Annotated in this window: 19 protein-coding genes; 16 read left to right on the top strand and 3 right to left on the bottom strand. The window is 64.7% G+C overall.

The features are described 5' to 3' along the window. The 9 genes from ACQY80_RS03730 to ACQY80_RS03770 all read left to right on the top strand — a co-directional run bounded on the left by ACQY80_RS03730 (nt 1) and on the right by ACQY80_RS03770 (nt 9851). Nucleotides 1-1665: a DUF4166 domain-containing protein gene (locus ACQY80_RS03730; protein ID WP_428683762.1), complete on the top strand. Its 1665-nt coding sequence runs from the start codon at nt 1-3 to the stop codon at nt 1663-1665. A gap of 90 nt (nt 1666-1755) precedes the next feature. Next, nucleotides 1756-3909 (top strand): prolyl oligopeptidase family serine peptidase, encoded by a 2154-nt coding sequence (locus ACQY80_RS03735; RefSeq protein WP_428683764.1) that lies wholly within the window; start codon nt 1756-1758, stop codon nt 3907-3909. Beyond that, on the top strand, nt 3885-4997 hold the full coding sequence (locus tag ACQY80_RS03740) for a hypothetical protein (protein WP_428683766.1): 1113 nt from the start codon (nt 3885-3887) through the stop codon (nt 4995-4997). Before ACQY80_RS03735 ends, ACQY80_RS03740 begins: the two co-directional genes overlap by 25 nt. Before the next feature lie 9 nt (nt 4998-5006). After that, nucleotides 5007-5495 (top strand): GAF domain-containing protein, encoded by a 489-nt coding sequence (locus ACQY80_RS03745; protein ID WP_428683768.1) that lies wholly within the window; start codon nt 5007-5009, stop codon nt 5493-5495. Between the two features lie 131 nt (nt 5496-5626). Continuing rightward, a complete protein-coding gene (locus ACQY80_RS03750) occupies nt 5627-6475 on the top strand; it encodes a glycine zipper 2TM domain-containing protein (RefSeq protein ID WP_428683770.1) in 849 nt (282 codons plus the stop codon). Between the two features lie 180 nt (nt 6476-6655). Further along, nucleotides 6656-7195, top strand: a complete 540-nt coding sequence (locus ACQY80_RS03755; RefSeq protein ID WP_428683772.1) for a hypothetical protein — start codon at nt 6656-6658, stop codon at nt 7193-7195. A 186-nt stretch (nt 7196-7381) separates the two neighbouring features. After that, the gene (locus ACQY80_RS03760; RefSeq protein WP_428683774.1) at nt 7382-7900 is read left to right on the top strand and encodes a hypothetical protein; all 519 of its coding nucleotides are present in this window, start codon (nt 7382-7384) and stop codon (nt 7898-7900) included. A 93-nt stretch (nt 7901-7993) separates the two neighbouring features. Next, entirely contained in the window at nt 7994-9313 is a 1320-nt protein-coding gene (locus tag ACQY80_RS03765) for a M28 family metallopeptidase (protein WP_428683776.1), read from the top strand. A 106-nt stretch (nt 9314-9419) separates the two neighbouring features. Continuing rightward, entirely contained in the window at nt 9420-9851 is a 432-nt protein-coding gene (locus tag ACQY80_RS03770; RefSeq protein WP_428683778.1) for a PilZ domain-containing protein, read from the top strand. Nucleotides 9852-9863: 12 nt separating this feature from the next. Here the strand turns inward: ACQY80_RS03770 and ACQY80_RS03775 are convergent, their stop codons facing one another. The 3 genes from ACQY80_RS03775 to ACQY80_RS03785 form a co-directional block, all read right to left on the bottom strand. Then, entirely contained in the window at nt 9864-10850 is a 987-nt protein-coding gene (locus ACQY80_RS03775; protein WP_428683780.1) for an MBL fold metallo-hydrolase, read from the bottom strand. 157 nt (nt 10851-11007) lie between these two features. Beyond that, nucleotides 11008-11715, bottom strand: coding sequence for a response regulator transcription factor CtrA (gene ctrA / locus ACQY80_RS03780; RefSeq protein ID WP_260580901.1), 708 nt, complete (start codon nt 11713-11715; stop codon nt 11008-11010). 211 nt (nt 11716-11926) lie between these two features. Beyond that, nucleotides 11927-12862: a LysR family transcriptional regulator gene (locus ACQY80_RS03785; RefSeq protein ID WP_428683783.1), complete on the bottom strand. Its 936-nt coding sequence runs from the start codon at nt 12860-12862 to the stop codon at nt 11927-11929. 137 nt (nt 12863-12999) lie between these two features. Here ACQY80_RS03785 and ACQY80_RS03790 point away from each other — a divergent pair, with 137 nt between their 5' ends. The 7 genes from ACQY80_RS03790 (at nt 13000) to ACQY80_RS03820 (ending at nt 17617) form a co-directional block, all read left to right on the top strand. After that, on the top strand, nt 13000-13695 hold the full coding sequence (locus ACQY80_RS03790; protein WP_428683785.1) for a pirin family protein: 696 nt from the start codon (nt 13000-13002) through the stop codon (nt 13693-13695). Nucleotides 13696-13778: 83 nt separating this feature from the next. Beyond that, nucleotides 13779-14375, top strand: a complete 597-nt coding sequence (locus ACQY80_RS03795) for an FMN-dependent NADH-azoreductase (RefSeq protein WP_428683787.1) — start codon at nt 13779-13781, stop codon at nt 14373-14375. 71 nt (nt 14376-14446) lie between these two features. Beyond that, nucleotides 14447-15049: an NAD(P)H:quinone oxidoreductase gene (wrbA, locus tag ACQY80_RS03800; RefSeq protein WP_428683789.1), complete on the top strand. Its 603-nt coding sequence runs from the start codon at nt 14447-14449 to the stop codon at nt 15047-15049. Nucleotides 15050-15053: 4 nt separating this feature from the next. Next, nucleotides 15054-15878 carry a DODA-type extradiol aromatic ring-opening family dioxygenase gene (locus tag ACQY80_RS03805; protein ID WP_428683791.1) on the top strand — a complete coding sequence of 275 codons (825 nt, stop codon included), beginning with the start codon at nt 15054-15056 and terminating at the stop codon, nt 15876-15878. Between the two features lie 6 nt (nt 15879-15884). Beyond that, a complete protein-coding gene (locus ACQY80_RS03810; protein WP_428683793.1) occupies nt 15885-16568 on the top strand; it encodes an RluA family pseudouridine synthase in 684 nt (227 codons plus the stop codon). Next, on the top strand, nt 16561-16965 hold the full coding sequence (arfB, locus tag ACQY80_RS03815) for an alternative ribosome rescue aminoacyl-tRNA hydrolase ArfB (protein WP_428683795.1): 405 nt from the start codon (nt 16561-16563) through the stop codon (nt 16963-16965). Before ACQY80_RS03810 ends, arfB begins: the two co-directional genes overlap by 8 nt. 25 nt (nt 16966-16990) lie before the next feature. Beyond that, on the top strand, nt 16991-17617 hold the full coding sequence (locus tag ACQY80_RS03820; protein WP_428683797.1) for a hypothetical protein: 627 nt from the start codon (nt 16991-16993) through the stop codon (nt 17615-17617). Nucleotides 17618-17690 lie beyond the last annotated feature (73 nt).

A 17690-nucleotide genomic window follows, 5' to 3' on the forward strand; every position in this document is an offset into this window, starting at 1 on the left:
ATGAAGATTTTGATCCTCGGCGGATACGGCGTCTTCGGCGGGCGCCTCGCCGAATTGCTCGCCGACCTGCCCGGCCTCGAGCTGCTGATCTGCGGCCGCGACCGGCAGCGCGCCGAGGCCTTCTGCGCTGGCTATCGCGGTGCTCCTGCGGTGACTCCGGTCGCGCTGGACCGCCGCGACATCGCCGACGCGCTTGCACGCCTCGCGCCCGATCTCGTGGTCGACGCCTCGGGCCCGTTTCAGGACTATGGTGCCGACTGTTACCGCGTTGTCGAGGCCTGTATCGCGGCGAAGACCGACTATCTCGATTTCGCCGACGGCGCCGACTTCGTCTTCGGCATCGACCGCTTCGACGCGGCCGCCCGAGCTGCCGGCATCACGATCCTGTCGGGCGTCAGCAGCTTCCCCGCCCTCACCGCCGCCGTGCTCGACGAGATGGCCAAGACGATGGATATCCGCTCGGTCGAAGGCGGCATCGCTCCCTCGCCTTTTGCCGGCATCGGTCTCAACGTGATGCGCGCGGTCGTCGGCTACGCCGGCGCGCCGGTCAGGCTGCGGCGCAGCGGGCGCGACACGCACGGCGTAGGGCTCGCCGAGACTATGCGCTTCACCGTCGCGGTGCCGGGCCGCCTGCCGCTGCGCAGCATCCACTTTTCGCTGGTCGACGTCCCCGACCTGCAATTGCTGCCACGCGCCTTGCCGGGCCTGACCGACATCTGGATGGGCGCGGGTCCGGTGCCCGAGATATTGCACCGCATCCTGAACCTGCTTGCCAAGGCACGCCACGCCTTTCGCCTGCCCTCGCTCGAACCCTTTTCGGGTCTCTTTTACGCCGTGCTCAACCGGATGAAGTTCGGCGAGCATCGCGGCGGCATGTTTGTCCGCGCGCGCGGGTTGGCTGATGGCAAGCCGGTCGAGCGTAGCTGGCATCTGCTCGCCGAGGCCGACGACGGGCCCTATATCCCCTCGATGGCGATCGAGGCGATCGTCCGGAAATGGCTGGCGGGAACGCGCCCCGTCCCCGGCGCGCGGTCCAGTGTCGGCGCTCTCGATCTTGCCGATTATGACGCATTGTTCGCGAACCGCGACATCCATACGGGCTTTCGCGACCATGACTCCGCGGCGCCGCTCTACCGCCGCCTGCTCGGCGACGCGTTCGACACGCTCCCCGGGCCAGTCCGCGCGCTCCACGCCAGCGCCGTCGCGCGCGAATGGCGGGGAGAGGCAGAGGTTCGGCGCGGTCGCGGCCTGCTTGCGCGTCTCGCCGCGGCGATCGTCGGCTTTCCGAAGGCCGCGACCGCGACCCCGGTCACCGTCGCCTTCACCCCCGAAGGCGATGGCGAGCGCTGGACCCGGAATTTCGGGGGACGCCGGTTTTCGTCGCTGCAAAGCGAAGGACGCGGGCGGAACGCCTGCCTGCTCGTCGAACGCTTCGGCCCCGCCGCCTTTGCGATGGCGCTTGTCGTCGACGGCGATCGTCTGCGGCTGGTCCCGCGGCGCTGGACGTTGCTGGGGATACCGATGCCGCATTTCCTGATGCCCGACGGCCCGAGTTTCGAAACGGGCGCCGACGGTAAATTCCGCTTCGACGTCGAAATCAGGGCGCCGGTCATCGGATTGATCGTCGGCTATCGAGGCACGCTCGAACCGGTAGCGATCGACTGATCGCGCGGCACCGAATCCCCTTGCTCCACCCTGTCCCATCCTTACAGTGCGGCGCACGAATATTACCCTGACGATGAGGATTGCCTTGCCATGCCCCGTATCCCCCTTCGCGCGCCACTGGCGCTGGCACTGCTCGTGACCGCGCCGTCCGTAGCGCAAGCCGCTGATACCGCATCGGCAGCCACGCCCGCCGCGAAGATCGCCTATCCGGAGACCGAGCGCGGGAACACCGTCGATCGGCAGTTCGGCGTCGATGTCGCCGACCCCTATCGCTGGCTGGAAGACGATGTCCGCGTCAATCCGAAGGTCGCCGCGTGGGTCGCCGACCAGAACAAGGTCACCGATGCCTATCTCGCGACGCTGCCCGGCCGCGACACGTTCAAGAAGCGGATGACCGAGCTCTATAATTACGAGCGCTTCGGCCTGCCGCGCAAAGCAGGCACGCGTTATTTCTATACCCGCAACGACGGGTTGCAGCCGCAGTCGGTGCTTTATGTGCGCGACGGACTGAAGGGCGAAGGACGTCAGCTGATCGATCCCAACAGCTGGGCCAAGGACGGCGCCACCGCGCTCGGCGAATGGGATCCGTCCGAAGACGGCAAATATCTGCTCTATTCGGTGCAAGACGGCGGCACCGACTGGCGCATCGTGCGCGTCAAAGACGTCGCGACCGGCAACGATACCGGGGACGAGATCCGCTGGGTCAAATTCTCGGGCCTCGCCTGGGCCAAGGACGGCAGCGGCTTTTTCTATTCGCGCTTTCCCGAACCCAAGGAAGGTCAAGCCTTTCAGTCGCTGAACGAGAACCACGCGGTCTATTTTCACAAGCTCGGCACGCCGCAGAGCGCCGATACGTTGATCCACGCCACGCCCGCCAAGCCGAAGCTCAACCACGCGGCGATGGTCACCGACGACGGCCAGTATCTGCTCGTCGTCTCGTCCGAGGGGACTGACGAGCGCTTCGGCCTGACGCTCTATCCGGTGAAGGGTGGCAAGCCTGTCACGCTGGTCGACGATTATGCGAACAACTGGGAATATGTCGCGAACGAGGGCACGCGCTTCACCTTCCTCACCAACAAGGATGCGCCGCGCGCTCGGCTCGTGTCGTTCGATATCCGAAAGCCCGGCGTGCTGACGCAGCTGGTCGCAGAGAATGAGGCGACGCTGGTCGGCGCCTCGCGCGTCGGCAACCGCATCATCCTCTCCTATCTTGGCGACGCAAAGTCGGAGGCCGAGTTGATCGGGCTGGACGGCAAGCCGATCTCGACCATCCGCCTCGCCGACATCGGGTCGGCGAAGGGGTTCGGCGGCAATCCCAAAGACTCCGAAACCTTCTATGAATTTTCAAGCTATGCGACGCCGACGACGATCTACCGGCTCGACACGGTGACCGGGAAGAGCGAGGTTTTCGCCGCGCCGAAACTGACCTTCGATCCCAAGCAATATTCGGTCGAACAGCGATTCTACAAATCGAAGGACGGTACCCAAGTGCCGATGTTCGTCATCATGAAAAAAGGCCTCGACCGGTCGAAGGGCTCGCCGACGCTGTTGTATGGCTATGGCGGCTTCAACGTGTCGATGACTCCCGGATTTTCGCCGACCAAGCTGGCGTGGATGGAGGCCGGCGGTGTGTTCGCGGTCGCGAATCTGCGCGGCGGCGGCGAATATGGCAAGGCGTGGCACGACGGCGGCCGCCTCGACAAGAAACAGAATGTCTTCGACGACTTCATCGCCGCGGGCGAATATCTGATCGCGCAGGGCATTGCCGGCGAGGGTCAGCTTGCGATCGAAGGCGGGTCGAACGGCGGACTGCTGGTCGGCGCGGTGGCCAACCAACGCCCCGACCTGTTCGGCGCCGCGCTGCCTGCGGTCGGCGTGATGGACATGCTGCGTTTCGACCGCTTCACGGCGGGGCGTTATTGGGTCGACGATTATGGCTATCCGTCAAAGGAAGCCGATTTCCGGAACCTCCTCGCCTATTCGCCCTATCATAATGTCAGGAGCGGCAAGGCCTATCCGGCGATCCTCGTCACCACCGCAGATACCGACGACCGTGTCGTGCCGGGCCACAGCTTCAAATATACCGCCGAACTTCAGCATGAGGATATCGGACCCAAGCCGCATCTGATCCGGATCGAAACGCGCGCCGGCCACGGATCTGGCAAGCCGACCGACAAGGTCATCGCGGAAGCGGCCGACAAATATGCGTTCGCGGCGAAATGGACCGGCCTGACCGTCGAATAGGCCGCCGGCTCGCGATCGCCGCCATCGCCTTGCTCGGGCTGGCGGTGATCGGCTGGTCGCTGCTGCCGAACGGCAAGCTGGCGCGCGTTGAGCGGCGCTCCGATTGCCATGATCCGGCCGCGCTTCCCAAGGTCGAAACGCTGGCCGACGGTCGCAAGGCGATGCGGCTGCGCGTCCTGCTTTGGAACGTCGAAGGCCTGCCTTGGCCGATCCGCCGCGAGCGCGGACCAAAACTTGCCGCCATCGCCAACTGGATCGCCGCGCGGCGCAAGGCGGGGCTTGGTCCCGACATCTTGATCCTGCACAAGGCCTTCATTCCCGAAGCCTCGCGAATCCCGATCGCGGCGGGTTTCGCATCGGTGGTCCCCGGCCCCGCGCTCGGCGCAAAGCGCAGCCTTCCTTCCGCTACGCCGCCCGCAGACTATGCCGATGGTGCGCATGGGTGGAAGGGCGAGGGCATCGGCAAATGGCTTGACGGCGGCCTCTATGTGGCGACCGACCTGCCCGTCGCTTCCGCGGCCAGAGAAGCGTTCGGTGCCGACAGCTGCGCAGGCTATGACTGCCTGTCGAACAAGGGCGCCGAATGGCTGGCGCTCCAGCTACCCGGCGCGCCCGAGCCACTCTATCTCTTCAACACGCACCGCAATTCGCGCGAACCCTCCAAGGTCGCGATCGCGCGCGCCGAGGCGTCGCACATTCTGCAGACGCGCGAGAACGACGCCTTTCTTGCCGGGCTTCCCGTATCCGCAGCGATGATCGCGGCGGGCGATTTCAATAACTACCGCGCCGGCGACAAGAGCGGCCGCTTCGCCGCCGACACCGCGTTCCGCCTCGCGGCCAAGGGCGCGGGTTTCGCAGCCCGCCCCGCCCCGATGACCGATGCTGCGGCATGGACGCAGGCCTATGACCTGCTTGGCTTCAGCAGTTCGGATGGCCTGACCGTGGAGCCGCTCGCGGTCGCGACGCTGTTCGATGGCAAAAATGGCCCTCGCCTTTCCGACCATGCCGCCCAATATGTAATCTTCCGGATCGGCTGGCGCGGTGATGCAAAGCCGATGCCCACGACCCTCAAGACTTGCCCTGCCTGAAAGTATCCCATGTCCTATACTCTCGCCTTCTCCGCCACCGAACCCGCCCAGCTCTGGGCCGAGGCCGCCGACGCCGCCGAGGCGCTCGTCGCAGGGGAACCCGACGGGATCGCGAACATGGCGAACCTTGCGGCGCTGATCTGGCAAGCAATACCCGATCTCAATTGGGCGGGCTTCTACCGCTTCGACGGGACCGAACTCGTGCTCGGGCCGTTCCAGGGCAAGGCCGCCTGCATCCGCATTCCGCTCGACAAGGGCGTCTGCGGCGGCGCCGCGCGCCTTCGCGAGACGCAGCGTGTCGAGGATGTTCACGCCTTCCCCGGCCATATCGCCTGCGACGCCGACAGTCGCAGCGAGCTGGTCGTACCGATCGTCGCGGACGGCCGGCTGATCGGCGTCCTCGACCTCGACAGCCCGACGCTCGCGCGTTTCACCGCCGACGATCAGGCTGGCGCCGAGGCGCTGGTCGCACGCATCGCCTCTGCGCTCGCTGCCTGACCCAAATTGGGACGCGAATCTCAGGGTTAACGGATTCGCGAGAATCGCTTCAGTTTGCTAACAGGCTGTTAACCAATCGCTAGTCGCTGCCTTCGCGCGGCGGCTGCGGCCGGGGTAACAGGGAGTTTGGCATGCGTACGATTTTGCTTCTGGGTGTGGCTGCGGGATCGCTGCTGCTGGCCGGCCATGCGAACAGCGCCGAGCCCAACGCATCGGCGCCGAAGCTCGATTATGGTGCGCCCGCCGCACCCGACGCGCGCGTCTACACCGGCGCCCCCGACCGTGTGCCGAGCGAAGTCGAATATCGTGAAGTGCGCGGCACCTATGATGCCCAGGGGCGCTGGACCGGCACCTGGAACGGAACCTATGAGGCACCCGACGGTCGCCGTTACGACGGCACCTATGAGGGCACGGTCGAAGGCCATCCCGGCGCCGGCTATCCGCCGCCGCCCGAATATGATCCCAATTATGGCGGCCCCTATGCGGGCGGCTACGATCCGCGTGATGCGGATATGGCGCGGCGTTGTGGCCGGGGGGGCACAGCGACCGGAGCGGTTGTCGGGGGCGTCGTGGGTGGCGTCATCGGCAACCGCGTCGCCGGCCGCGGCGATCGCACCGCCGGCACGCTGATCGGCGGCGGCGTCGGCGCCCTTGCCGGCGCAGCGATCGGCAACGAAGCCGACAAGAAGAAATGCGACGAATGGTGGGAAGGCCGTGGCCGCCAGCACCATGGCAGTGGCTATTATCCCGGTGGCTACTATCAGGGCGGCTATTCGCAAGGCTACAGCTATAGCTCGGGCTATGGTTATGGCTATTACACGCCGGGCGTCGTCGTCACGACGATCATCAACGGCCCGCCGGTCGTGACCGAGACGGTCGAGACCACCACGCGCACCTATTATGAGAATGTCCCGGTGCGGAAGCGCTATGTCGCCAAGAAAAAGTGGAAGCCCCGGCCGAAGCCGCGCTGCGCCTGCTGATACCCGAATAGGTCTGGTCACCTGTATCTGGTCCCGAAGGCCCGTCATCCCAGCGGATGGCGGGCCTTTCGCTTCGTCGCGCCCGAAAACCGGTTCAGCGCTGCGAAAGCATGGTGCGCCTAACAGCGCAGCATTGCGGGCCGGACCATCCTTGGCCCCGCGGGTGGGAGTGCCCCGTTGATGCGTAAGTTCACCAGCCTTGCGACCGCAACCGCGATCGTCCTGACCTCGTTCGCCGCCGTGCCGGCCGAAGCCCGCGGGCGTTATGGCCATGGCGGCTGGGGCTATCGCGACCGCGACCATATCAGCACCGGCGAAGTCGTCGGCGGCCTGCTCATCCTCGGCACGATCGCCGCAGTCATCGGCGCTGCAAGCAAGGACAAGGTCCAGCGCCGCGATCGCGACGACCGCTACGACCCGCCCTATCGCGAGCAGCGCCAGGATGTTCCCAATTACGAACCGCAGGCCGACGATCAGGCCGCGCCCGCCGGAACCGAGCCCTATGGCAAGGGCGAAGCCGAAGCGCGCGCGTCCGATGCCTGCAGCTGGGCGGTCGAGGCCGAGATGGGCGACGACGCCCGCGTCGACAGCATCATCGGGACCGAGCCGAACAATGGCGGCTGGTACGTCACCGGCACCGCCTCGCGCCTCGGCGGCGAAGTGCAGAGCTTTGGCTGCAGCTACCGGAACGGCCGCGTCGTCGACGTCCGTTTCAGCTAATATCCGCCCCCTTCAAGACAAAGGCCTCTCGCCCCGCGGCGAGGGGCCTTTTCTTTATGAACGCCAGCAAAACCAAGGCTGAACCCCAGATAAGCGACGGGTTCAGGACCATGTCACCCGCGAATCGGTAAAAGGGTTTCAACAGGCCGCAAAGGGTGCCGCCTGCGTGTTTCAGGAGACCGAACCATGGCTATGAACAAGCTCGGCAAGGCCGCAATTGGTGCGGCCACCGCTGGCGCGATGCTGATGAGCGCCGCCCCCGCCACCGCCCGCGATCGCGGCGACCGTGACGGGATCGGCGCGGGTGAAATCATCGCTGGTGCCGTCGTGCTCGGCGGCCTCGCCGCCATCCTCTCGGCCGACAATGACCGCGACCGTTATGATAATCGCTATCGCGGTCGCTACGACAATGACCCGCGCTACGGCTACGGCTATGACTATAACCGGTATGGCAATAGCCGCAGCGCCGTCAGCCAGTGCGTCAACGCAGTCGAGCGCGGCACCAGCCGCTATGGCCGGACCGACGTCACCGACGTGACGAGCATCGACCGCAAGCGCGATGGGTATCGCATCAAGGGCCGCGTGCTCGTCCGCGACGGCTACGGTGGTCGCTGGGGCCGCGGCGGGTCTTACGACAAGGGCAAGTTCAGCTGCGACGTCCGCTACGGCCGTGTTTATGACATCGACTATTCGGGCCTGCGCTAAGCGTCAGCCCAACTGAGTAAAGAGAGGCCCGCCCGTGGAAACCCCGCGCGACGGGCCTCTTGCATCCGCGCTGCCCGCGCCGCATGAAGCGGCATGCTCAGATACAGCCTGCTCGCCGTGCTGCTCTTCGCCGCGCCTGTCGCCGCTCAAGCGAAAGACGAAACGCCGGCCGCCGATCCGGCGCGATTGAAAGCAATCGTCGAAACGCTCGTCTCCTTCGGCACCCGCCATACGCTGTCGTCGGCGACCGACCCCAAGCGTGGTATCGGCGCCGCGCGCAACTGGGGCGCCTCAGAATTCGCGCGGCTGTCGAAAGCATGCGGCGGGTGCCTGACCGTCGAACGGATCAGCGACCGGTTCGAAGGTCCGCGCGCGCCGGACGGTGTAATCGTCGAAAATGTCCTTGCGATTCAGAAGGGCAGCGATCCGGACGAGGTTGTCATCATTGCCGGCCACATCGACAGCCGCGTCACCGACGTCATGAACTTCACCGCGGATGCGCCCGGTGCGAACGACGACGGGTCGGGCACCGCGCTGGTGCTGGAGGCGGCACAGCTGCTGTCGAAGCAGAAGCATCGCGCGACGATCGTCTATGCCCTGCTCTCGGGCGAAGAGCAGGGACTGTGGGGTGGCAAGCTGATCGCCTCGCACGCCAAGGCCAAGGGATGGCGGGTCATCGCAATGCTCAACAACGACATCGTCGGCGGCGTTCACGGCACCGACGGCACGATCGTCGACAACCGGGTCCGTGTCTTCAGCGAGGGCATTCGCGCGTCGGAGGATCTGGCGGCGCAACTGGCGCGGCGCGGAATCGGCGGCGAGGACGACGGCCCGTCGCGTGCGCTCGCCAAGGCCGCGATCCGTGCGTCGGAACGCAATCCGGCGATCGGCCTCGAAGTGCTTGCAGTGCGTCGTCCCGACCGGTTCCGCCGCGGCGGTGACCATCTCCCCTCGCTCGAACTTGGCTATCCGGCGATCCGCTTCACTGTGGGGATCGAGGATTATGACCATCAGCATCAGGATCTGCGCACCGAAAACGGTCGCAAATACGGCGACACCGTCGACGAGATGGACTTTCCCTATCTGGCGCGGGTCACCGCGCTCAACGTCGCGCTCGCGGCCGAGCTGGCCGATGCGCCATCCGCGCCCGAAAGCGTCAGTATCGACGGCGCGGTGAGTTCGGATACGACGGTGCGCTGGACACCGGTTAACGGCGCTGCCGGATATCGCGTCTACTGGCGCCGCGCCGACCGTAGCGGCTGGTCCGATTCCCGCCTCGTCCCGGCGACGACGCCTGCCGAGCTGATTTTGCCCGGCGTCATCGTGGACGATAATTTCTTCGGTGTTTCAGCTATTTCCGGCGACGGTCACGAAAGCATCGTCACATTCGGCGGGCTTCCGCCGCCGCGATAATTGATAAAGTCGGCAAACGAAAATTTACCTTCGCGCGTTATGGCAGTGATGGGACCAAAATAACCGCCTGGCGTGGGTGACAGGCGGAACGAAATGATGGTCGCCCATGTCGAGTCCCGAGGCCGTTGCCTCACCCGCCCCTGCCGAAAAGCGTCAGCCGCGCCAGTCGCGGCTGGTCAAGGCCGCGCTCGGCTGCCAGCGGCTCGGCCAGTTCGACGTCACGATCCGCAATGTCTCCGAGACCGGCATCGGCGGTCAGGGCCCGCACATCCTCCAGATCGGCGAACGCATGACGGTGTTGTTGCCGGGGCACGAGCCGATGGTGGGCACGGTGCGCTGGGTCGCGGGCAAACGCTTTGGCGTCGAAACCGACAAGCCGGTCGAAACCGCCCGCCTGCGCGCCGCGCACGGCGACGAATTGCGCACGACCGATAGCGTTGCCGAATTCCAGATCATCCCCGCGCCCAAGATGGACACCTGGCGTCCAGGCCTGACGCTCGCGACCAACTTGCCGGGGCATTTCGGTCGAAAACGTTAGAGGGACGTCTCGCTAGCCGAAGTCAGCAACATCGGCCGGATGAAGCGCCGCAAAGCGGCTTGGCTCGATCCCTCGCGCCAACAACCCGGCGGCAAGGCGCCGCTCGGGGTCGTCGCGCGCCTCATCGGTCAGCTTGAACGTGCCCCAGTGCATGCCGACGGCGGCTTTCGCGCCGACATCGAGCATGATCCGGATCGCTTCCTCGGGGTCGCAATGCTGGGCGGCCATGAACCAGCGCGGATCATAAGCGCCGATGGGCAGGATCGCGAGGTCGACCGGCCCGAAGCGAGCACCGATGTCGCGAAAGATAGCACCGGTGCCATAGCCCGTGTCGCCCGCGAAATAGACCCGCTTCCCGGCGGCCTCCAGAACGAAGCCGCCCCACAAAGCCATGCGGCGATCGCGCGGCCCGCGCGACGACCAGTGCAGCGCGGGCACGATATGCACCGTCGCGCCCGGCGCAACGTCGAAATGATCGCCCCAGTCGCCCGCCACGATCCGCGCCTTCGGCACCCGCCGATGAATGATCCGGTCGTTGCCGAGCGGCGTCACGATCAACGGATCGTGGCGGGCGACGAGCTTTGCGAGCGTCGCCATATCGAGATGGTCATAATGATTGTGCGAAAGCAGGATCGCATCGATCGGCGGCAGCGCGTCCAGTTCCACGCCCGGCGCCGTCACGCGCTTCGGGCCTGCAAACGCCAATGGGCTCGCACGATCCGACCAGACAGGATCGGTAAGGAGATTGAGCCCGCCGATCTGGATCAGCAGCGTCGCATGGCCCACCATGGTGAGCCGCAGGCCATCGACCCGTGCATCGGGAACGACGGGCGCAACGCCAACCGCGGAAGGCCAGGCATTATCGACGGCGTCACGCCGCCATCTCAGCAGGTCTCCGAACGACCGGTCGGTCTCGGGCTCGCCCGCAGGGTTCAAGAACCGGGTACCGTCGAAATGATCCGAGACCGGACCGTGATAATATCGATTGCGTGCGGCCATGTCTGGCGGGCCTTTGCGGATGGGCAATGGCGAAGGATATGGCCATCCGTCGTCCACCGACAAGTGCCAAGCACCGCGCCGCCAACGAAAAACCGGCGCGGATCGCTCCGCGCCGGCTCTCGGGTATAACTCTTGATCGGAGTTAAAGACTGGTGCGTCAGGCGACCCGGCGCACTTCATTTCCTTCGTCGTCGATATCACGCAGCACATAGCCGCGCCCCCAGACCGTCTCGATGTAATTTTCGCCGCCGCAGGCGAGCGCCAGTTTCTTGCGCAGCTTGCAGATGAAGACGTCGATGATCTTCAGTTCGGGCTCGTCCATGCCGCCATACAGGTGGTTCAGGAACATTTCCTTGGTGAGCGTCGTGCCCTTACGGAGCGAGAGCAGCTCGAGCATCTGATATTCCTTGCCAGTCAGGTGCACGCGGGTACTGTCGACCTCGACCGTCTTGGTATCCAGGTTGACCGCCAGCTTGCCCGTCTTGATGACGCTCTGGCTGTGGCCCTTCGAACGACGGACGACCGCGTGGATGCGGGCGACCAGTTCGTCGCGGTGGAACGGCTTGGTGACATAATCGTCGGCACCGAAGCCGAAAGAGCGCACCTTCGAATCCATTTCCGAAATACCAGACAGGATCAGCACCGGCGTCTGCACCTTGGCGGTGCGGAGCTTTTTCAGCACGTCATAGCCGTGCATGTCCGGCAGGTTCAGGTCGAGCAGGATGATATCGTAATCATACAGCTTGCCCAGATCCAGGCCTTCCTCACCGAGGTCGGTGGTGTAGACGTTGAAGCCTTCGGTGGTGAGCATCGTGTCGATCGCCTTGGCGGTCGTCGGCTCGTCCTCGATCAGCAGTACGCGCATTAGGCACCCCTTAATCCATCCCGAAGACCGGGACTGTTTCCCACGATGGACCCGCAACCCGTCTGCGGCTCTCTCGTGTGCCACCGAACACCCCCGTTGCAGGACTGCCGGAACATTAACCATGAAAGCAATGAAGGGAAAAGGTTAATTTTGATTTAACCCGCAGGAATCCACGAGTCGCGGCTTATCTGCAACAGTAAGATGAGGGCGATCACCGGTTACCGAGCGCGGCGAGTTGCTCGTGGGCGCCGGTGCAGGACAGCTTCAGATTGTCGACCAGATAGTCGGAAAGCGCGCGGACACGGGCTGGCCGCAGGCGCGATGGTGGCGATAACAAGTGCAGATGCGCCTGCGGCATCGACCAGTCGGTCAGGATGCGGACGAGCGCTCCCGATGCGAGTTCGTCGGCGGCGATGAAGTCGGGCAGGACTGCGATCCCGCCTCCCGCGACGAGCAGCGGCACGACGATGTCGCCATTATTGGTGAACAGTGGCCCCGATGGCAGCACCGTCGCCTCTTCGCCCTTGCGCTGAAAATGGAGGGGCATCGCGCGCTGGCGATGACCATAGCCGACAAGGCGGTGACCGGCGAGGTCGAGCGGATGCTTCGGCGTGCCGCGCTGCGCCAGATAGGTGGGGCTCGCAAGCACCGACGCCGCAACCGGCGCGATCGTCCTCGCCAGCAAGCTCGAGTCTGCGAGCGGTGCGATACGCAGCGTCAGGTCGATCCCCTCAGCGACTGGGTCGTGTCGCGCATCGCTTAGCAACACTTCGATCTCTACCGCCGGATGCTTGTCCAGAAAGGCAGCGAGCGGCGGGCCGAGCACCTTGATCCCGAAACTCATCGGTGCCGCAAGACGGATCGGCCCCGCCAGGTCGACGCGGTCAACGCGCGCCGCCTCGGTCGCAGCGGTCGCCGCCGCAACCATCGCACGCGCTTCGTCGAGCAACCCCGCGCCCGCCGTCGATACCGCGACGACGCGCGAGCTGCGGTGCAGCAGGGTGATGCCCAGCGACGCCTCGAGCCGTGTTACCGCTTTCGACACGCTCGCTTTCGAAAGGCCCAGCGACGCGGCGGCGGCGGTGAAGCTGCCGCCGTCGGCCACGGCGACGAAACAGGCCCAGCCTTCATAATCGGGAAGCGCCACGAATGCCCTCCATATGGAAACGATGATTTTCCATCTACGCTATTTTCGAAACGATCCTAGTCCCTATTTTGTCCTCAACAGATGAGCCGCCCGGCACCGATGCCAAAGGGTGCGGCACCAAGAGAAAGGACTAGCCCATGATCGACATCCGCAAATTCGACACGCTGGGTCACGCCAACCATGGTTGGCTCGACGCCCGTCACCACTTCTCGTTCGCGAACTATTACGAGCCCGATCGCATGGGCTGGGGCGCATTGCGCGTCTGGAACGACGATGCGATCGCATCGCAGTCGGGCTTCCCGCCGCACCCGCACCGCGACATGGAAATCATCACCTATGTCCGCACCGGCGCAATCACGCACCGCGACTCGATGGGCAACACCGGCCGTACCGCGGCGGGCGACGTCCAGGTGATGAGCGCCGGCACCGGCGTGACGCACAGCGAGTTCAACCTCGAGGATGAGGAAACGACGCTCTTCCAGATCTGGATCATGCCCGACCGTGATGGCGGCAATCCCGGTTGGGGCGCGCGCCAGTTCCCGCAGGCCGACCGTTCGGGTCAGTTCGTGACCCTGGCGAGCGGCGTCGAGGGCGACGATGCTCTTCCGATCCGCGCCAACGCTCGTGTGGCGGCGGCAACGGTGAATGCCGGCGAACGCGTCTCCTATGACCTCGAAGGCGGGCGTCACGCCTACCTCGTCGCTGCCAAGGGCCGAATCCGCGTCAATGGCGAGGAAGCCGACCCCCGTGACGGCATTGCGCTCCGCGATGTCGGCACCATCGAAGTCGAAGCCATCGACGACGCCGAACTGGTTCTCGTCGACAGTCTGTAACACCCCCCGGGCCGCCGCTCGTCCCCCTCCCTGTTGGCGGCGGCCCACCCCCCTTCTTCCCTACAAGTCTAAGGAGCAAGATCATGAGCCATATTCTCCGCGTCGATGCCAGCGCCCGCAACGCTGGCTCCACCACCCGCCAGCTGACCGACCAGCTCGTCGCCCGCCTCGTCGAACAGGGCTATGGCGCCGGCGTCACCGTCCGCGACCTCGCCGCGACGCCGCCCGCGCTGCTGACCGAAGCTTGGGTCGGCGCCAATTTCACCGACGACGGCGACCGCAGCGATGATCAGAAAGCCTCGCTCGATGCCTCGGACACGCTGATCGCGGAACTCGAAGCCGCCGACACGATCGTCATCGGCGTGCCGCTCTACAACTTCGGCATTCCCGCCTCGCTGAAAGCCTGGGTCGACCTGATCGCCCGCGCCCGCCGCACCTTCCGCTACACCGAAACCGGCCCCGAAGGCCTGCTGAAGGGCAAGAAGGCCTATCTGGTCGTCGCCTCGGGCGGCGTCCCCGTGGGCAGCGACTATGACTTCGCAACCGGCTACCTCCGCCATGTCCTCGGCTTTGTCGGTATCACCGACGTCACCGTGATCGAGGCGGGCCAGCAGATGATGGACGGCGAAGCGGTAACCCGCGCGACCGCCGCGATCGATGCGCTGAAGCAGGCCGCCTGACACACGAGCCGCCGCCGGCCCTCCCGGCTGGCGGCGGCTTCCCCGTTTGACCACTACGAAAGGACGATATGATGGCTAAGGTACTGGTGCTTTACTATTCAAGCTATGGCCACATCGAGCAGATGGCCGACGCCGTCGCTGAGGGCGCACGCGCAGCGGGCGCCGAGGTCGACATCCGCCGCGTCGCCGAAACCGCGCCGGCTGCCGTCGTGCAGGCCGCAGGTTTCAAGACCGACACCGCGCATCCGCTGTTGAGCGATCCGAACGAACTCGCCAACTATGACGCGATTGTCGTCGGCACCCCGACGCGCTTCGGTCGCATGGCGAGCCAGATGGCAAGCTTCTGGGACACCGCCGGCGGCGTCTGGGCGCAGGGCAAGCTGAACGGCAAGGTCGGCGCAGCGTTCACCTCGACCGGATCGCAGCATGGCGGTCAGGAAACGACGCTCTTCTCGGTCCTCACCAACCTCATTCACTTCGGCATGACGATCGTCGGGCTCGACTATGGCTATGCCGGCCAGATGGGCGTCGACGAAGTCAAGGGCGGTGCGCCTTATGGCGCGACCACCCTTGCCGGCGCGGACGGCTCGCGCCAGCCGAGCGAGGCCGATCTGGGCGGCGCGCGCTATCTTGGCGACCGCGTCGCGAAGACGGCGGCGAAACTGGCGGCCTGATTCGATGCGCCGTCTCCCGAGCCTTTTCGTTTCGCACGGCTCGCCGATGATGGCGCTTGAGCCCAGCCCGGCGCGGGATTTCCTCGCCGGGCTGGGTACCCGCCTATTGCGTCCACGCGCGATCCTCGTCGTATCAGCGCATCATGACGCGGCGTATGAGGGAGGCGCCGCGACAGTCACCGCCTCGCCCGCGCCGCCGACGATCCACGACTTCGGCGGTTTTCCCGACGAACTGTTCGCGATGCGCTATCCCGCGCCGGGCGACCCGGCGCTCGCGCAGCGCATCGTCGAACTCTTCGCGGGCCACGGCCTGACCGTCACCGCGGACCCCGATCGCGGGCTCGACCATGGCGCATGGGTGCCGCTGTCGGTCGCCTACCCCGAGGCCGACATTCCGGTAGTCCAGCTCTCGATCGCCTCGAACGCCCCGCCCGAATGGCATTATGCGCTGGGACAAGCGCTCGCACCGATGCGCGACGAGGGCGTCCTGATCATCGGATCGGGCAGCATCACCCATAATCTGCGCGCTTTCTTCACGACGCGCCCGCCGATCGGTGCCCCCGCACCGGCGTGGGTCAGCGACTTCACCGCATGGGTCGCCGGACGCATGGAAGCGAATGCCGTCGATGATGTGCTCCACGCGGTCGACCGCGCGCCGCACGGCCGCGACAATCATCCGACGCCGGACCATATCCTGCCGCTGTTCGTTGCGATGGGCGCCGGCGCCAATGCCGGCGGCCTGCACGCACGGCGCCTCCACGCCAGCACGACTTACGCCGTGCTCGCGATGGACGTTTACGCTTTCGGCGAGGAGGCGGTCGCCGTATAGCGCGGCATGCTTCTTTCCAACCATGTCCTGTTTCTCGACGGCGAGGCTCTCGTCATCGACAAGCCCGAGGGTCTGCCCGTCGACGCGCCGCGCGACGGCAGCCTCAGCCTCGAAAACCATCTCGACAGCCTCCGCTTCGGCTTCAAGCGCTGGCCGTTGCCCGTCCACCGCCTCGACCGCGACACCTCGGGCTGCCTGCTGCTTGCACGCAACCCCAAGGCGCACGGGCGCTTCACGCGCGCCTTTGAAAGCCGCGAGGTCGAGAAGCAATATCTTGCGATCATCGATGGCGTGCCTGCAGATGACGGCGGCACGATCGACCTGCCGCTCGGCAAGACATCGACGGCCGAGACAGGGTGGCGCATGGTGGTCGATCCGCAGGGCAAGCCGTCGGTTTCGCATTGGGAAAAGCTGGCGGTCGAAAATGGCCGCGCGTTGCTGCGCTTCCGCCCCGAGACCGGCCGCACCCACCAGCTGCGCGTCCATGCGCTCGAAGGACTTGGTTTTCCGATCGTCGGCGACCCCGTCTACGGCAACGGCAGGGCGCGGGACCGCACGATGCTCCATGCCGAACGGCTCGTCGTAAAACGTGACGTCAAGCCGTCCATAATCGCCGAAGCCCCCTTCCCCGACCGCTTTGCCGCGCTCGGCTTTTCGCCGCCCGAAGGCGCATCGCCGACCCGTGGCTGACATCCCCGAAAGCGCGATCAGCGAGAAATTTCTCGCGGGCACGGGGCCGGGCGGACAGAATGTCAACAAGGTCGCGACGGCGTGCCAGCTGCGCGTCGACGTCTTCGCGCTGGGCCTCGCGCCCGACGCCTATCGGCGGCTCAAGACGCTGGCGGGAAGCAAAATGACCGCAGCCGGCGAACTTGTCATTCTGGCCCGAAGCTTCCGCACGCAGGAGGCCAATCGCGCCGACGCACGGGCGCGGCTGAACGAACTGGTCGACGCTGCGCTCGTCCGCCCGGAAAAACGCATCAAGACCAAGCCGAGCAAGGCGGCCAAAGCAAAACGCGTCGATACCAAGAAGGCGCGGAGCGCAGTCAAGGTCGGCCGCGGGCGCGTCGACCCAATCCGCGACTAGCTGATTTCATCAGGCAGGGGGATATATGCAGGCACCCAAAGTCACCTTGGCGATTCTTGCCGGCCTAATAGTGCCTGGCGCCGACTTAGCGGCGGAGCCATCCACCGAAAAATGCGAACTTCACGTATCAGCGACCGGCCAAAGCGGCGCCCAAGTGCAGAGAATGGCGCGCGCGCCGGGTGACCCGGATCTGCCCAACACGATCGCGTCGCGTCTAAAGAAATTTTTAGATGCCGAAAGCCAAATCAATACCTTCAAAAAGGTAGATTTAGAAAAATACTTCCCCATATCTCGATATGATATTAAATATGAACCAGCAATGAGTATAGATAAATATAGGTCACTTATTAAGTCAAATTCTCGCGCATATTTGTCAAATTCATATTGCTACATAGAAATAATTTTTGCCGGAAACGGGTATGTTGACCGAGATTTCGGCAGCAGACGCTTGTACAGTGCAATTACCGTAAGAAAATTTACAGGAAAATCTATAAGAAAAACCGAAAAATCTATGATAGATCCTTTGAACTATGTAGATGATATGTATTTCTCGGGAAATATTGCGGGTATAGACAAAGAAATTTCAGATAGTTTTTTTAACAATGTTTCCGAATTCTCATCCGAAATCCAATCATGGATTAGAAAATATTAAGTAGACGACATCACAGCAAACCCTGTCTTTACTATTTTTAGATGATCCCCCTCATGTCCAGCATGGGGCACCT

It is taken from the genome of Sphingopyxis sp., from assembly GCF_965279755.1.
GTDB lineage: Bacteria > Pseudomonadota > Alphaproteobacteria > Sphingomonadales > Sphingomonadaceae > Sphingopyxis.

Bases quoted from the DNA above. Each gene is read 5' to 3' on its own strand.
- wrbA (WP_428683789.1), top strand. From the start codon at position 14,447: ATGGCTAAGGTACTGGTGCTTTACTATTCAAGCTATGGCCACATCGAG.
- ACQY80_RS03820 (WP_428683797.1), top strand. From the start codon at position 16,991: ATGCAGGCACCCAAAGTCACCTTGGCGATTCTTGCCGGCCTAATAGTG.
- ACQY80_RS03750 (WP_428683770.1), top strand. From the start codon at position 5,627: ATGCGTACGATTTTGCTTCTGGGTGTGGCTGCGGGATCGCTGCTGCTG.
- ACQY80_RS03770 (WP_428683778.1), top strand. From the start codon at position 9,420: ATGTCGAGTCCCGAGGCCGTTGCCTCACCCGCCCCTGCCGAAAAGCGT.
- ACQY80_RS03740 (WP_428683766.1), top strand. From the start codon at position 3,885: ATGGACCGGCCTGACCGTCGAATAGGCCGCCGGCTCGCGATCGCCGCC.
- ACQY80_RS03765 (WP_428683776.1), top strand. From the start codon at position 7,994: ATGCTCAGATACAGCCTGCTCGCCGTGCTGCTCTTCGCCGCGCCTGTC.
- ACQY80_RS03745 (WP_428683768.1), top strand. From the start codon at position 5,007: ATGTCCTATACTCTCGCCTTCTCCGCCACCGAACCCGCCCAGCTCTGG.
- ACQY80_RS03760 (WP_428683774.1), top strand. From the start codon at position 7,382: ATGGCTATGAACAAGCTCGGCAAGGCCGCAATTGGTGCGGCCACCGCT.
- ACQY80_RS03730 (WP_428683762.1), top strand. From the start codon at position 1: ATGAAGATTTTGATCCTCGGCGGATACGGCGTCTTCGGCGGGCGCCTC.
- ACQY80_RS03810 (WP_428683793.1), top strand. From the start codon at position 15,885: ATGCTTCTTTCCAACCATGTCCTGTTTCTCGACGGCGAGGCTCTCGTC.
- ACQY80_RS03805 (WP_428683791.1), top strand. From the start codon at position 15,054: ATGCGCCGTCTCCCGAGCCTTTTCGTTTCGCACGGCTCGCCGATGATG.
- ACQY80_RS03790 (WP_428683785.1), top strand. From the start codon at position 13,000: ATGATCGACATCCGCAAATTCGACACGCTGGGTCACGCCAACCATGGT.
- ctrA (WP_260580901.1), bottom strand. From the start codon at position 11,715: ATGCGCGTACTGCTGATCGAGGACGAGCCGACGACCGCCAAGGCGATC.
- ACQY80_RS03755 (WP_428683772.1), top strand. From the start codon at position 6,656: ATGCGTAAGTTCACCAGCCTTGCGACCGCAACCGCGATCGTCCTGACC.
- ACQY80_RS03775 (WP_428683780.1), bottom strand. From the start codon at position 10,850: ATGGCCGCACGCAATCGATATTATCACGGTCCGGTCTCGGATCATTTC.
- ACQY80_RS03795 (WP_428683787.1), top strand. From the start codon at position 13,779: ATGAGCCATATTCTCCGCGTCGATGCCAGCGCCCGCAACGCTGGCTCC.
- ACQY80_RS03735 (WP_428683764.1), top strand. From the start codon at position 1,756: ATGCCCCGTATCCCCCTTCGCGCGCCACTGGCGCTGGCACTGCTCGTG.